Below are 16,904 nucleotides of genomic sequence, written 5' to 3'. Positions count from 1 at the left end.
TCTAGAATGATTAACCGAATTATTTGTCCAGCACTTTGATGAATGTACCGCCTACTACAGACCGGGCCTGGAAGCCCACCTGATGAGCATTAGGTGTCTCGTACCAGTCACTCATTGGCACACGATCTGGCGTTTCGGTCACATAATCATACACCGGATCGATGAACTTTTGGAAAGTCGCCTGATCATTGGCTAGAGTGGCAGTCCAAATCACCCAGTCAGCCTTGGTATAGGTTCTCCTATTGTCTAGCGGCAAGCCGTACTCATTTTGCTTGGTTAAGTAATAGGCAATCTCTTTCTGAGCTACTTCAGCGGGGAAAATGCCCAGATTGAGCAATTTGTCCCAAACCAAATTATACTTCTGGCTCCAGGTTCCCTCCTTGTCAAAAGTCAATTTGAAATGATCCCCATCGTCAGCCATTTTGATCCACTCCTGGGCCATCTGCCTGGCCTGAGCCGTATACTTTTCGGCAATCTCTTTCTTCCCCAGCATTTCGGCCAGTTTTCCATAACCCGCTATGCCCATAATCGCTTTTGCCGAAAGGTTGACGTTGTGCGCAAAGTGTCCTGCAAAGTCATCCGTACATAGCTGATTTTCCGGATCAAGCCCATTCTCCAGCAGGTAATTAGCCCAGGTGGTCAATACATCCCAATGCTGCTCCGCGTACTTTGCATTCCCTTCAGCATTGGCAATGGCGGTAGCCAAAATGAGCATGTTGCCACTTTCTTCCACTGGCATATCACCACCATAAGTCTGGCCGTTTGCCTGCGGATATGTCCCCACATCATGCGCTGCAAAGGGCTTCGTCCACCTGCCGCTTTCGGAGTAATAGAAAATAGGATTCAACATTCCCTTGAGCAATTCAGGGTTGTATGCCAGGAACAATGGCGCAGATGGGTATGTCACATCCACCGTACCAATAGATCCATTGCTGAAATTCTCTTTGGAAAGAAACAAAATTTCACCTTTAGTATCTTTTACCAGCTTGTGAGCCGCAATGGACTGACGGTAAGAAAGCACACATAGCCTGGCATAGTTTTCACCACCCGCCTGCCTGGCATCCTGATAAATTTTAGCATCCAATTCATCGCAGGTAGTCATCGTTTGATCGTGACCCGTAGCCGCTGAGGTCAACGCCTGATCGAAACTCACCTGACCGTCTTTTGTCCACCACGCTTTCAGATTGTCACCAAAGTACTGGATGGATTCAATGTCGTCATAGGCAAGCATCACATAGCCACTCACGGGGCTGGAGGATACCGATTCCAAATCATCGGTGAAAGCCAATACAGGCATTGATTGGGCCATGACTGCTTTGGTCTCTGAACCTGAAGGCTGAATTTCTCCTGTTTCGGAGAAGATTTTTTTCACTTCTGAAAAATCACCAAATGCAAATGTTTTACTGGCTGATTGCTCTGACGCGAGATAAAAATGCCCCCAATCGATACGTACATCATCACCCTTCTTACCCAGCACTGATTGCTCTGTTGTTCCGGTTTTCAGGAAGTTTACGTTCCCCACCTTGCCCGAATTGATGGTCACTTCCTGGTTCAGTTCATTCACTGCCCACTCCGGAGTAGCCTCCAGGTATACTTTCACATCGTGAGACTGGCCATCATTGGCCACCACCTGATAGTTGATGTAGTTAACCGGTCGGGAAAGCAAATCCAGATCATCGATCACCAAAGGTGACACAAACTCAACCAAAAGGTCAACTGGCCCGCAAGTGAAACTATATTTAGTTTGTGTAGCAGTCATTTTCACACCCGTCTGCTGAGCTACCTGACCGAAAACCGGCTTCCTCTCACTGTCTTTGAAGATTCCAAAGTCAACATAAGCCAGGCCTCCTCTGTCCAAACAATGAGCAGCAATCACGTTTTTGCCATTGACATTCAACAGACTCTTATCCAGCGCTATTGTGATGTTTTGCTTCGCGCGGTTGCCAGTGTTCACCACCTCCTTACCGTTGATGTATAGTTCAAAATCATCGTCGTGTGAATAGTTGAGGTATAGCTTCCCGGAACCTAAATCGGATAGTGTGAATTCCCTACGGACCCAGATTTCTCTGGTGGACCAGTCGGTTTTTACATGGTAGGTATTTGGGGTTCCAAAACCACCCTTTCCAGACTTCCACGAAGCATCATTAAACTCCGGCTGCTCCCACCCAGCCGCGGGTGCCTCGTTCACATAGGTGCCATCCCATGCCTCATATTTGGCATTGGCGAGCACAGGCTGCAAAGGAATCTCCTCTTTGCCGAGGAAGCGATAGGTCTTGCCATCTACACGCACTGCACCGATCAGGGAGTGGTTTTTTCCTGTCCAGTGTTTGACCGGACTGTCAAAAAGCTGATCTGAAGTAGACCAGGCACTGGTGTATGGGTCAATAGTGATCAAAGGATAAGCAGGTGCTCTGAATTCCAGGCCCGCCTCCTCTTTTGGTGGCTCAGCCGGCTTTGAACAAGCAGCCAGAACAAGGCCTGTGATTGCAAATACTAATAAACGGTTTAAAAATGTATTGGACATAATTTTAGCTTTTGGTCGATATTTTATCAATAGTGTTTTAATGGTGGTGATCTAACTGGTCACGGAGTGCGTCAAAGTTGTAAAACGGAATGCACGAGGTAGCCGCAGTTAATTCCCGGGTACTCGCTTTCAGAATACCCGGGGAAATAACCATATGAAGAAGTACTACGTGTTTCATTCAATCTTAAACTTAGATTTACCTGTCGTTTGAAAATGAATAAGGAAAATCTTTTTTCTTTGTGCCTCGGCTTTTATTGGGATTCTCACTCATCTCAAAATTGATTTTGGCTCCCTTCAGCAGGTCCTCATGGGTCAGATAATTTTGACTGGAAGTGGCGCCATTCAAAGTGAGTTCATTAATGTACACTTTGTCTTCACCATTGCCTTGAGCACTTATTTCAATCTTTTTGCCATTTTCCAGATGTATCACTGCACGATCAAACAGTGGTGACCCTATCACATACTGATCTGATCCGGGGCATACCGGGTAGAATCCGAGTGCCGAAAAAACATACCATGCAGAGGTCTGCCCATTGTCTTCATCGCCACAGTATCCATCAGGAGCAGCACTGTAAAGGTTGCTCATTACCTCGCGTACTCTGGCTTGAGCTTTCCAGGGCTGCCCGGAGTAGTTATAGAGATAGATCATGTGCTGAATCGGCTGATTGCCATGCGCATAGTTACCCATGTTCATGATCTGCATTTCTCTGATCTCATGGATCACCGCGCCATAGTAGCTCTCATCAAAAACCGGGGACAAATTGAACACTGAATCCATCATGCCATTGAAGGAATCATAGCCCCCCATGAGATCGATCAGTCCCTGTGGGTCATGAAAAACCGACCATGTATAATGCCAACTGTTGCCCTCTGTGAAGGCATCTCCCCATTTCAGTGGATTGAAGGGTGCCTGGAAAGTCCCATCTTCATTTTTGCCTCGCATGAGCTTGTGCTCAGGATCAAATACGTTTTTGTAGTTCATGGCCCGCTTAGCGAACACATTTATCTCTGACTTTGGTTTACCCAATGTCTTACCTAGCTGATAGATACACCAGTCGTCATAAGCGTACTCAAGTGTTCTGGCCACATTTTCCCTGATCCCAACATTGTAGGGCACATAGCCCAGTTTGTTATAATAGTCGTAACCCCATCTTCCTGTGGATCCTATCTGTGGATGTCTGGAGTTGGCACCACTCACCACGGCCTGCCACAGTGCCTCTATGTCATGATCTGTAAGTCCTTTCACGTAGGCATCCGCCACCACAGAAGCGGAGTTGTTGCCTACCATACAATCCCTATGTCCCGGGCTGGCCCACTCTGGCAAGAAGCCGCTTTCGTGATAGGTATTTACCAGACCTTCCTGCATTTTGGCATTCATGGAAGGATACACCAGATTGAGAAATGGAAACAGGGCTCTGAAGGTGTCCCAAAACCCGGTATCGGTAAACATCTCGCCAGCTACCACTTTGCCATTGAATGGGCTGTAATGGATCACCTCACCCTTTGCGTTGATCTCTGACAGGGTTCTTGGAAACAATACCGAACGATACAGGCATGAGTAGAAAGTCCTGATGTTATCAATGTTGGTATCCGTAATTTCTATTCGGCCAAGGATGTCGTTCCATTCGGCTTTGCCTTCCTGCTTTACCTGGTCAAAAGACTTTTCCTCCACCTCTTTCAGATTAAGCAAGGCCTGCTCCGGACTAACAAATGATGATGCAACCCGTGCATGGACTACCTCACCCCGGGTGGTTTTAAAGCCAATCACCGCTCCGGCATGGTCACCGGTCCATTGAGTGGTTCCCTCCCTGATCTCGTTGCTTTCCACGGCTGCCTGGTACTCAAAGGGCTTATCAAACACGATTACAAAGTAGTTTTTGAAGTTAGCCGGTACTCCTCCGGTATTCTTGGTGTTATAGCCCGTGATCATGTTTCTCTCAGGGTGGATCTTGATGGACGATCCATTGTCAAAGGCATCAACCACGACATAGGATTGATCCGTTTCGGGAAACGTAAAACGAAAGACAGATGCCCGCGATGTTGGCGCTATTTCAGTAACCACATCATGCTCAGCCAAATAAACCTTGTAGTAATAAGGATGGGCTGTTTCTGCCTTGTGTGAAAACCAACTCGCACGGTCATCCTGATTGAAAACCAACTTATTGGTCACCGGCATGATCGCAAACTGACCATAATCGTTGATCCAGGGGCTTGGCTGATGTGTCTGCTTGAATCCACGTATCTTATCTTCCGTGTATACATACTGCCAGCCATCACCCATTTTCCCGGTTTGTGGTGTCCAGAAATTCATACCCCATGGCCTGGCAATAATCGGATAGGTATTACCAGTGGATAAAGAATGCTTGGATTGCGTTCCCACCATTGTACTCACATAGCTTACCGGATCATTGATCTGTGCATTCCCTTCCAGTACCAAACTGCACAGAAAAAACGCTCTGATAATCCAAATTTTCATTCTCATTATGATTCACTTAAGTTCTTAATTACTCTTTATTTTCAATTTGTCTAATCGGTGTCACTCACCACTTCACACTCACATGTACCCCTTCAGGATTATTCTCAAACCTCAGGAAGCACGTCTTGCTTACCTCATCCCATGAGGACTCCACTTTCATGGCCTCTCCAAAATGATCGATAACCTTGATATCCGCCACTTTTTTCGGGAGTAGAATTCTCATCACATTGGTGGTATTCAATGGGCTTTTCACCAGAAATGCATAGGAGTGCTCCGCTATTTCCTCATCGTAAACTCTGGCTGCCGTGGCTATCACCTGGGGTATATCACGATTGTCCACTCTATCGATATTGAAGAGTAAGGCCTGCTCTCCAGGGTTGATCACCTTGGTGGTCAACACGGGGATTTCCGGATCAAACAAATCGATCAGCATCCCCTCAAGGGTATAAGGAGTCGCATCGGCATTTTCATCCACTACCGAAATAATCTCATAAGGTCCGCGGGTAAGCGTGAAATTGTTTTTAAATGCTAACCCTTCACCGGTGGTCTTTCGGTAGAGTGCATCTATGGCACTCACAAAGTCATCATCACTCCCGGCTTCCAGCACAAACTCCTTGGGGTCATTGCGCAATACCCGAACCAGCCCCTCGCCATACTGATATTCTCCTGCCTCCAAAGGCACATCAAGCCCGAGTTTCTCAAACAGGTGATCTGAGGGCGCTTTGAAATCATTCTCCCCGGTATTCCACCAGTCCTGCACCCGCTGAAAGACATCCTCATCTCTGGCGCTATACACCAAAGTGCCGCCAGATTTCACCCACTCAGCCAGGTACCCATGAGCAGTCTCTTCCATTGGCTTCATGTTGGAGTAGGACATGATCAATACCCTGATGTCCTTCAGTGTTTCCGGAAAAGAAACATTTTCGATGTGCACGGTCTTCACAGGTACGCCCCTCTTCAGTAAGGGTAATGCCTGACCGTAAAAATTAGAGAGTTGCGGATCTTCGTAGCCCGCGTGTGTAGGAAATCGCTGAAACATCAAAGAGTTGGCCATCAAAATGCCAATGCCCTGAGAGCCGCTCACTTTATTCTCTGATAAAGGCATGTGGTTCAGGGCATTGATCATGACCTGCATTTGCGTAGAATAAAATCGCGGAATTCGCTCTTTTTCATCACTATCAGCGCTGGTCCTGTAGAGGCCCTGATAAATCCTGTTGGGCCATGGCATCACCTCATAATTGGCGATCATCGGGTAGAGAAGTTGAGCGGTGAATGTAGCCTGGTAGTTCTTTTTGTAATCCGCCCAATCCCTCGGCCAATCCTCTATTGGATCGGTTAAAAAGAATAACTTTCTGCCGGTAGGGGCGGTCATGGACTCCATGGATCCGTACTCCAGAAAAGCCGTTTCAAAAACCCGTTCTTTCCTTTCTCCTTTAAAATAATTGGGCTCGCGGGACGTACCCGTCCATACCTGGGCAATGTACCCGTCTACACATGGCAATGAAGCCAGACTGGCCTCAGGACTTACAATCATCCATTGAGAATAATTGACAAGGGAGTGTGTGGGCACATAGCAACGAACATCCATTCCCTTGCTTTTACCATACGCCTTGGCATAAGTGAAGCACTCATTCAAAGCCCTGTAGTAAAGGTGATACTTGAGCTTATTGGAGAGGTAGGTATTTTCGGCAGACTCGTGTTGGGGTCTCCAGTCAAACCCATAGTATTCTTTCCATTCCCGCTTAAATGCTTCGCTATAGCCTGATCGTGACCAAAACTCCGGCTCTTCCAGGTATATCGCATCTATGCCAGCATCTATCACCCGTTTGATGACCGCCTCCTTCATGTACTGAATGAAGTTGGTGGAAGGGACTATGTATGGTACCATGTGACCATGCCAGATCGTATCTCCCTGCTGGGTGACCTGCCCCTCATCCAGGTGCCACTTGCCATCCCACTTACCTGTGAAATAATCCTGATATTCACCCCATGCTATCCCCGACATAAAGTGAGTAGTGTAGCCCCTGTCCCTCCAGGACTGAACACGCTCTTCAAAAGTCATCCCACCGTTCTCATGGTGATCCTTTACACTGTACACAATGGCCACATCCGCCCGCACATCGATCACAGGCTTCCACGGATTTGAGGTTTGAAAAACGGTCTTTTCTTTAGGACGATCTTCCGCCCGTTGGTCCTGAGCATCGCTACAAGAGAGTAAAACGATGATCAGGAAAAGGTTTATCACTGTGGTTATTCGCATTTATCTTAACAATCTTCATTTAGAAAAAGAGCAAACCACCCTCACACAAACGGCTAATTCCATTTGTCATTTGGCAGATAACCTGAGCTATCTAAGACGCCAAAAAGGGAGGATCTGCATTAAAATTGAAAGGCTTAATACCATCATACCGAGAGGGTATTAAGCCTTTGGATATCCTAAGGAATCAAGACCTGCGTGGCCTCATTGTAGTTCCATCTTCGGATTCCACTTCCTCTGGGTGTATCGTAGTTGATACGAGCTGCTGCCCGTACAAACACCGCCCTGCCGGAAGGTATGGTGCCTGTGGACTCGATGGTAATAGTCTCTCCTACCAGACCGTCAAATGAAGCCCCGGAGTATTCGATCGCATTGGACCAACGAGTATCCCTGGCTCGGTAGCCAACAGAAGATGAATAGCTCACAAAAAGCTGAACATCAGTCACATTGAAGAAACTATCACTGTAACCACCCATAGGTTCAATTTTGGATTGGAAATCCTCCTCGGAAACACCTCTGATCACCTTGACCTGCGCCCTTACCTTGCCGTTGACCACTGTAGGTGAACCTACCCACTCCACTTTGAGGAAAGGCTGCACCTCAAACCTTGCTTTCGTTACCCCTTCAATTTCCATTGTCTGGGTTTCGTTGGCAAGAGGAACACCTCGATCATCTTCCCTTAGCAAGGGAATGAATGGGCCATCCACCTGAATGTTGTAGGTGCCTTTGAAGAGCCTTGTATTCTGAAAAGTACCGTCGGGCATACAAAAGAAGTCCGGGTTTGGAGCTACATTATCTCCCCAGCTGAGCTCAGTCAGACGTACCCTGATTCCCTCGCTACCCTGATCGGTGAGCACTGGCTCTCCAGTGGCTACATCTACCACCTCACCCTTTAGGGTTTCGGCGGGCGCGTCATAGTTATCCAACTCAAACAAGCTGCAGGCACTGAGTAAAATCAGCACCAGCATAGCAGCATAATTCGGGATTCTTATCATTTTCTGAATATTCTTATTTAAGCTCATTTCCTTATCTGTTTGGTTGTTGGTCAATCATCGAGCTTTTGGCCACTTCATTGCCAGGAATGGCGAAATAGTAGTCCACCACATTGTACTCGAAGGTTTTCAGACTTACCCACTGAAACCTCGCATCAAAAAAGTACTGACCGCTCTCTGTAGAAAAGAAGGGATAAAGCCCCCGGAAGCGATAGCGAGAGTTGTTACTGAATTGATCCGCATCTCGGGTTTCGCCCCAAAATCCATCTCTGCCTTCGTAGTGCTGTACCCGCCATCTGCGCACATCCCATTTGGTCTTGTGCTCCAGGGCCAGCTCTTTTCGTCGTTCCCTGCGCACGATGTTACGACCTGTAATGTCCGGAGTAATATTGCCTGCCAGCAAAGTGGCTCCTGCCCGTCTTCGGATTTGGTTCACAGCAGAAGTAGCTGTAAGCATCAGATCTGACCCATCAGGTGCGGCCTCTCCGGCAAGAGACAGTTCTACAGCCGCTTCGGCGGCATTGAGCAATACCTCTGCATATCGCATAAGGATAAAGTGCTGATCTGACCTGCCCTCGCCCGCATCAAACGAAGGGTCATCATTCAGCCATTTACGTCCGTAAAGCCCTGTAAGACACCCTTCACCATTGTCATAGAATGGCCCATTGGCGCCTGCTGCAGTCATTTCAGCTCCATTATAATTCACGGTTTCCTGGCCATTTCCTTCTCTGGAGCTAAGAAACAACGACTTTGGTGACTGGGTGTACTCACTCAGCTGCTGGTAGCGAGTCTCCGCCGCCGCAAATGAGTAGTCGTTGAAAAGGGGCTCTACAGGCTCTGATCCCGTATATACTCCAGCTCTGATTTCTATTTCCTTACCCTTGAATACATCCCCCGGGAAGATCACATAGGCGCGCAGACGTGGCTCAGCATTGCTGAAAAAATCCATTGGTGAATCATACATCAGGTAGTCCCCTTCCGTGTTGGAATTGCCTGTGGTTACCTTGAGGGTACCATTCGGATACCGATCAAAACCATCAAACAATTCCACAAAATCAGCGGTAGGACAAACCCCTGATGCCAGTGGTGCCTTAAAGATAAATGGAGCACTATAAGCATCGTATCCATGAGTTACTGTCGGGTAGACATATTCCTTTACATAGATATTTTCGGAGCTCGAGAGGTCACTAAACATATCGACCATATTCTGATACTGAGCTTCAGGATCACCTTCTACCCATTTGTTCATATAAAGTGAATATGCCCCACTGTTGATCACCTCTTGTGCAGCTGCATAGGCTTCTCTAAAGTATCTGATGGATGCTGTCTGCCATGAGTCCTCGTCAAAGCCAATCACTCGCACGCCTGTTTTCAATCCAAAACCTGTCAGACGTCCGGGAACGGTCTCATTGTATTTGGCTACACTCCCCGCATACAACATAGCCTCAGACTTGAATGACAAAGCCACGTACTTGTTGGCATAGCCACGCTCCTGACTGGTGGGCTGCAGCAGGTCAATGGCCTGGTCAAAGTCCGCCAACACCTGATCCCATGTCTCTTCTTCTGTGGCCCGTGGTATATCCGCTTCTGCAGCATCTGCAGGATATTCGATCAGCTTTGTTACCAGCGGAACACCCCCGAAGCGTCTAGCCATAGCAGCAAACACCATCGCTCTGGCAAAATATGCCTCTCCCAAATAGTGATTGTAAGTAACACTTGGAAATGAGCTCTGATACTCCGGCAAAGTTTCAATCAGGTAATTCGCATCTCTCAGCAATGTAAATGCCTGACCCCAGTAGGGTGTACGTTCACCGGTAAAGGCCGCACAAATCCCATCTCGATTCAATGCTTCGCCGGTGCCGGCTATTCCCAGGGCATTAAGCCATCCGTTGTACTCAAAGCCCCACTGGGGCATGTATTTGAAGTCCTCAAAAGGCATTCGGCTATACATGCGCGCCAGATAAACCTTCATTCCGGATTCGCTGGTCAAGAGCGTTTCATCACCCACCACGTTTGGCGGTGGTATGTCCAGGTCTGCACAAGCAGAGATGGTGAGTAAGCTTATCAGAAATAATATATATATCCTTTTCATATCATCATCAAATTTTCAGTTCGTTGTTTCACAGTAACCATTTCTTAAAATGAGGCTGAAATTCCCAACGTGTATGTTTTACTGAGCGGATACAATCGGCCCAGGTCGCTATCAGGATGTTCCGGATCAACAAATTTGACCCCTGTGATCGTGAATAGATTATAGGTGTTGGCAAATACACGCACATTCATAGAAGATGACTGCTTCGGCTTGAGCGTGTAGCCCGCCTCTATACTTTTGAGCCTCAGGTAAGCCGTACTGACACGGTTGAAATCGGAATTTCCAAAGGGATAGTTGCCGGTATACCCATAGTATCCGCTTACCCAGTCGGTCTCAGGATCGTAGGGATCTGCTGACGGATCTACCGGATGCCAGCGGTCCAGGTATTGGGTCAAAGTACCGCCTCCATTTGTTCCCCAGATACCGTATAGTGGTTCCTGATATTGCATAGACCCCATGGCCGTACCCTGAAAGAGGAAGCTCAGGTCAAAATTTTTGTAGGAGCCATCAAACGATAAGCTGAAGTTCATCCACGGAGTTTGGTCAAAAGCAAAAGGATGTTCGTCCAAACTGTTGATTTCGCCATCGCCATTCCAGTCTTCATACTTATAATCTCCCGGCAATATGTCCCGATCCTTATAGATGGGGTATGACCAGATGTCCTCCCAATCTTCATAACGCCCTGCCTCTTCGTACCCAAATTGTACCCCCTGGTACCTGTCAGTCAGGTTGTCATTTCGCCATTGATCATAAGAATTGGCATATGGGCCATTTTGAACAGCCGTAAGCCATTTCCTTCGAGTAATGGTACTAATCGCTTTCACTTTATATGAAAACTGACCGATTCTATTGAAATGTGAGAGCTGAAGGTCGATACCAAACTGACGATCGCTGTTCACATTTTCCAGGGGAGCTCCGGTACCTACTGCGGTGGGTACATCCCCTGAACGACGCTCAAAAAGCCCCTCTCTGCGGCGGTCGAAGTAGTCCGCTGAGAAGCCAAACAAACCATTCCAGCTTTCAAAATCCACCCCAACATTAAATGTTTTGGCTTTCCACCAGGAGATGTGACTATTGGCAACAATCAGGTCTACTCCATTGACAAATTCGCCACCAAACACATAACCGGGCGCATACTGATTGTAATATCCATTCTCTGCATTGCCACTGGTAGATGGATAAATATATCCCGGGTACCACTCATAGTTCAGCGAACCATCATTGGCTGTCATACCATAACTGGCCCTGAATTTGAGCTGGTCAATAAAGGACAAAGCTGAAACGGAATTAAAAAACGGCTCTTCAGAAATACGCCAGCCGATTGATCCCGAAGGGAAGAAACCCCATTGGTTATCCTCCACAAACTTGGAGGAACCATCATAGCGAAACTGAAACTCAGCGATGTATCGATCTGCAAACGAGTAGTTCAGCCTTCCTAAAGCAGCTGCGTTGGCAATGACATATAAATTATCCGGGTCTCCGAGCATGCCGCTCACCATGTTATCGGTGGTGCCTCCCACCAGGTGATCCATGGCAAAAGCAAGATCATTTCGGGCGAAGAAGTTATCCCCCTTTTTTCTTTGACTCTCCCAGCCGAGTAGGGCTTTCACATCATGTTTGGAATCAAATGTTCGGTTATAGTTCAGTAAAAACTGCCCCAAAACCTGCTGCCTGTTAAACATTTCGCGCCTGATCTGATTTGGAGAGCTCAGGTTATAAAGCTTAGAAGCGTACGAGTCGGTCGCTTCATCATACATGAACTGATAGTATTCTCTGCGATAGGAATTGTTATCATCAAACCGATAGTCATAACTAATCATCGCCTTGGCAGATAGCCCCTTCAATGCGCTGGCGAGTGTTTCCATATCGTATTCCAGAGATGCCGAGGATTGAAAGTTTCTCTGATTGTATTGACGGTATCCGGAAATATCGGAAGTCATCATGGCCACGGTGTTTTGCTCCAGATCCAGCCCCTGATAATTCAGCAATGTGTTTTCCGGATCTGCATAAGCAGGAAACAAAACCCCTTGTCTCCAATAATTTCTGATGATATCTACCGAACTGGAATAAGGAGAATTGCGCTGATCCAGCACCCCTGCCAGGTTGATATTAAACTTCAACCCTTCCGTGAGCTCTGTGGTAATATTGGACCTAAGGTTGAATTTCTCATAGTTCAAATCCCCGGATTTGAAGAATCCCTCCTGAAACAAGTATCCACCACCAATGAAGTATTGGGTTTGGTCGGATCCTCCGGTAATGCTGATGTTGTGCTGCGTCTGAGGAGAGTAGTCCGATAGCAACAACGAGTTCCAATCTGCGGCTCTGCGCCTGCCCGTACGAAATGCTTCGAAATCATCTTCATCATAGATGATCGTGCCCCCACTGATATTATTCATCGATTTCTCGTTGTAGAGGGTCATGGTTTCGTATGGATCAGCGAGCATCGGCATACGCGATGGTTTCTGTAGGGTATATGATCCGTTATAGGAAATTTTGGTTTTACCTGCGGATCCTTTTTTAGTGGAGACCAACACTACTCCACTGGCGGCACGAACACCATAAATGGCTGCTGAAGCATCTTTGAGTACAGAAATGTCCTCTATGTCATTGGGATTCAACCGTTGAAAATCTGCCATGGTACGAGGCACTCCATCTATCACCACCAAGGGACTTCCCTCAAAACCACGTATATCAAAATTGTTATTGAACGTTCCCGGCTCTGCGCTTCTTTGCCATACCCGAACACCCGCCACCCGGCCGGTTAGCATATTTTGTGGATTTTCGTTTCTGGTTTGAAGCATTTCTTCACCTTTGATACTGGCCACAGATCCTGTGATTGTAACTTTCTCCTGGGTACCATACCCAACCACTATCACTTCATTCAGCTGCTGAATGTCCGGCTCCAAAGCCACATCAATGACCGAGCTGGCTCCTACGGTAATTTCCTGCTGCTTATAACCGATAAATGAGAAGACCAAAACAGCACCTTCATCCGGCACCTTGACCCTGTACGTCCCATCGATATTGGTGGTAGTTCCCTGACCGGTACTCTTAATTTTGATGGTCACACCCGGCAAGCCTTCTCCATCCTCTGAAGTCACTTTTCCGGTGACTGTCAACTCCTGTTGCAAATCAGCCGCAACAGTATAATTCACATTCTCCTCAGTGCTTGCCTCCGCCACGAGAGCGGAAGCTAAAAACAGGCACTGAACAAGCATCCCACGTACGGAATACTTTAACAGTCTTACAGACAATTGCTTGTATTTATTTGGCATAGGTTAAGTCAGTTTATCATTTTTCAAGTTCGTATCTCGCCAATACGGCATACTCTGCTGCAAACGCGAAATTGAACATGCCTTCTGTCCTGTTGTTGTTATTGGTCTGGCTCCAACCTACCAGCAAATTGGTAGGTAAAAACCCCTCGTACAAGAAGTTTTCATAACCGTAATCAAGGTTCTTCTGAAAGGAATCAATGTAGTCAGCTACGGGCTTGTGTTCCGGGTAAGCATCTACATATGCCCTCATGAGTACACCATTGAACCAGTTATTGAATCCACTGATATCCCAGGTATAATACCCCTCTTTGGTTTGCTCCGGATTGGCAAAATATTCAAAGCTGGCGTCAGACAAATTACTCGCATCCTTGCGGTACTGGTCATCCCCTGTGACTCTGAACAGATCAGCTGCTCCTGAGAGCATGCTACCACTGTTATAAGTAATGGCAGGACCGGCCATTTCTCTACACCTGATACCCTTGCGGTAAGTCTTTCCATTGACGGTTTCTGTTTCCGGTCCTCCAGGGGAGCAACCGCCCATCAGGTCATCATATACCCCATCAGATCGCAGCAAGCGCTCTTCCTGCCATGCATAGATTTTTTTTGCAAAGTCCAGGTAGTAATCACTCTTAGTCACCTGTACCGTTCTTCTGGTCTCTTTATCCTGCGCATCAATGTAGCGATGCGTAATCTGATCCGATTTGCCTTGGTATATCTCATGCAGCCACACCAATGGACTAATCATGGGGCCGTTACTGCAAGAATGCTTGGTCACATACCCGGGGCCCCAGGTAATGCCGCCCAGTTCTTCCCCATTGTCATCTATGGTGCAATCCCATCCATCCAATACATATTCTGTCAAATACTCAGCCTCCTGGAGGTACGCATCGTTGCCGGTCAGTTTATAACTTTCCACCAACTCCCGAATAAACCACATCTGATCATCATACACATTCATGATACCAGCCACACTCGCAGCTCCTTTACCTGCCCCACGGTTCACCCCATATATGGTCCACTCTTTGGTCTGAGTATAAGAGACAAGCTCGAAAGTGCCCTGATAAAATTTTGCATTTTCATACAGGCTGGATAACACCTCCGCATATCTGTTGAAGTGTTCGTCATACAGTTTCGAATTACCCCCTCCCTTTTGGCGCTCAAGGCTGTGCAGAATTGCGTTCACTGCTTCAATGGCGCTGGTATACATCCATATACTTCCGATTTCATCTGAACGCACGTCGGTATAAGGGTTATAATACCTGGCCATTGCCATCCCTGCCCCCGAAAAGTGGGCAGAGATGGCACTGTCAGTGAGCTCCATGGCGCGTAGGAGGTTTCGCTCAGATAAGCTCAACTCCTCCTTTGAATCAGGACCTGGATTAGATCCCGAATCACCACATGCGACCATGGTGATGAGTAAAACAAAACAACAGATAGATATTATCTTATTAAATGTTAGCATCGTGCTCTTATTCAATTTTAGTTCAATTCAATGCTGTAGAAAACAAGCTTGTTCTCACCTGAGTCTGCAACTCCATTATAGACCCCGAACGCAAGTGTAACATCCTCACCATCGAACTGTGACAAATCGTAAACGAAAGAAGCGTAGCCTTCAGGATTATCAGCACCTCCATCTCCATGTTTGAAAGTCCAACAACCGTCTGCGGCTGCACTGGCTTCCTGGGCTGTATTAGACGTGGGCGCTATGTGAGTGACGGTACCATTGTCCTGGATGGCGGTAAGCTTGAAATACGTGGGGTTATCACCAAAATTACGCGTATTCAGTGTCATTTGATTGCTGCCGGAAGCAATAGAAAATTTGGCATACATATAGGCCTCGGGTACTGTAGTACTCACCTCAGCTGTATTTCGGGTTTTGATGATGTACCCTTCAGAAGCAAATACTTCAGGATCTTTCTTGAGCGGTACAAAAGACCATTCGGCACCTATGTGGTCAACATCTCTCCAGGCGCGGTATGCGTCTACATAGTTATCTCTGTTGCCGCTCACAGGGCTAATACCTGTAAATGATGACTTGGTGTGAGGCATGGTTGAACGTACTGTTTCCTGAGTGAGCTTCCATCCTTCGATTACCTCTGTACCCGGTAGCCAGTTTGTTCCTTCTACTTTTTGATTAGAGAACCTGATGGCCCGAAGTACGAGTTGTTTCCAGTAGTCACCAGTAGCTTCACGATAGATACCAATAGCTATAATTACCTCCTTGCCCACATAATCACTCAAATCGAAATCAATATCTGCATAATCTCCAGAACCATAAGTCTTATTACCGCCCACTTTTACTGCAGCCGGCTGAGCCGCGGAAAGATCAACTACCTGCACGCCATAATGAGCCGGAGCTGTTTCATCCGCATCGTGGGTGCGCAATCTGATGGAGAGTATTTTGTTATCCTCTGTGATCAGCTTGCTACCATAGACAAACGAATCGAAAACATCAAGATCTGCTGGATTGTCCTGATCCTCCTCGCCATTGCGGATCTGCAAGGTAGTACCCTCGTTTTGCTCCTGCCATGCTCCCTGAAAGTCCAGTGTGGACATGTAATCACATGCCCAGTCCCAATGTGGATAGGCATCTGCGTTGCGACCACCGCGGTATTCATTGTAGTACCACTTATCTGCATTTAGCAGATCCTCTGACGTAAAACCCCTCAGGAGTTCATCTGCTCCCAGTTTGGCATCCACAGTAGCCACACCATCCACAAAGTCTGATGAAGTTATTTCCTTCACTACTGTCACATAGGTATCTTTCGAAAAGGTAATGGTATAGTCATCTTCCACCAGGTTCTCGATGGCATAGGTACCATCCTCTCCTGTAGTGACGGTCTCCGATCCGGTGCTTACACTTACACCTGCTATTGGGGCATCATTGTTTTTAGAATCAGTAACTGTACCGCTAATCTTTGCAGAAGCATTTACCATAGTCACATCTGCTGTAGCCACGTTACTGTCGTCAAACTTATCTACTCCCACAGTGATGCTTACAGTAAGCCATCCTGTTTTGGAAAAAGTTATCGTGTGCGCTTTCAATGGAAGGTTCTCAGCAAGAAATGCTCCGTCAGCCCCGGTGGTTAAGGAAATATCCTCTTCATTCAGACTCGCAACCGTCACATTGACATCTGCAACGGCCTGCCCGCCCTCATCGACAACCACGCCAGTTATTGACCCCAATTCTGCGGCTTGAGGAGTTTCATCTTTATCGCAGGAGCTTAATGATAGAAACACCAGCCCGATCAGCATACATGTAGCAAAGCGTAAAATTTCATTTCTCAT

General features: G+C 47.1%; 9 protein-coding genes. All 9 read right to left on the bottom strand.

The genetic code is table 11. From position 1 onward, the window contains the following. Positions 1 to 19: 19 nt before the first annotated feature. The 9 genes from ACHKAR_RS14445 to ACHKAR_RS14405 all read right to left on the bottom strand — a co-directional run bounded on the left by ACHKAR_RS14445 (position 20) and on the right by ACHKAR_RS14405 (position 16,904). Positions 20 to 2,524, bottom strand: a complete 2,505-nt coding sequence (locus ACHKAR_RS14445; RefSeq protein WP_395418051.1) for a glutaminase domain-containing protein — start codon at positions 2,522 to 2,524, stop codon at positions 20 to 22. Between the two features lie 37 nt (positions 2,525 to 2,561). Beyond that, positions 2,562 to 2,702, bottom strand: a complete 141-nt coding sequence (locus tag ACHKAR_RS14440) for a hypothetical protein (RefSeq protein WP_395418049.1) — start codon at positions 2,700 to 2,702, stop codon at positions 2,562 to 2,564. 18 nt (positions 2,703 to 2,720) lie between these two features. After that, positions 2,721 to 5,000 carry a GH92 family glycosyl hydrolase gene (locus ACHKAR_RS14435; protein WP_395418047.1) on the bottom strand — a complete coding sequence of 760 codons (2,280 nt, stop codon included), beginning with the start codon at positions 4,998 to 5,000 and terminating at the stop codon, positions 2,721 to 2,723. Between the two features lie 64 nt (positions 5,001 to 5,064). Beyond that, positions 5,065 to 7,260, bottom strand: coding sequence for a hypothetical protein (locus ACHKAR_RS14430; RefSeq protein ID WP_395418045.1), 2,196 nt, complete (start codon positions 7,258 to 7,260; stop codon positions 5,065 to 5,067). Positions 7,261 to 7,436: 176 nt separating this feature from the next. Then, positions 7,437 to 8,279 carry a DUF3823 domain-containing protein gene (locus ACHKAR_RS14425; RefSeq protein ID WP_395418044.1) on the bottom strand — a complete coding sequence of 281 codons (843 nt, stop codon included), beginning with the start codon at positions 8,277 to 8,279 and terminating at the stop codon, positions 7,437 to 7,439. A gap of 4 nt (positions 8,280 to 8,283) precedes the next feature. Continuing rightward, positions 8,284 to 10,341 carry a RagB/SusD family nutrient uptake outer membrane protein gene (locus ACHKAR_RS14420; protein ID WP_395418042.1) on the bottom strand — a complete coding sequence of 686 codons (2,058 nt, stop codon included), beginning with the start codon at positions 10,339 to 10,341 and terminating at the stop codon, positions 8,284 to 8,286. Between the two features lie 44 nt (positions 10,342 to 10,385). Next, a complete protein-coding gene (locus tag ACHKAR_RS14415) occupies positions 10,386 to 13,616 on the bottom strand; it encodes a SusC/RagA family TonB-linked outer membrane protein (protein WP_395418041.1) in 3,231 nt (1,076 codons plus the stop codon). Between the two features lie 16 nt (positions 13,617 to 13,632). After that, positions 13,633 to 15,024: a glycoside hydrolase family 76 protein gene (locus ACHKAR_RS14410; protein WP_395418040.1), complete on the bottom strand. Its 1,392-nt coding sequence runs from the start codon at positions 15,022 to 15,024 to the stop codon at positions 13,633 to 13,635. Between the two features lie 71 nt (positions 15,025 to 15,095). Next, positions 15,096 to 16,904 carry a carboxypeptidase-like regulatory domain-containing protein gene (locus ACHKAR_RS14405; protein WP_395418039.1) on the bottom strand — a complete coding sequence of 603 codons (1,809 nt, stop codon included), beginning with the start codon at positions 16,902 to 16,904 and terminating at the stop codon, positions 15,096 to 15,098.

The sequence above is a fragment of the Marinoscillum luteum genome (assembly GCF_044005705.1).
Taxonomy (GTDB): Bacteria; Bacteroidota; Bacteroidia; order Cytophagales; family Cyclobacteriaceae; genus Marinoscillum; species Marinoscillum luteum.
Note: the sequence above shows the minus strand (reverse complement) of the source record. Positions and strands in the feature narration are given on the sequence as shown.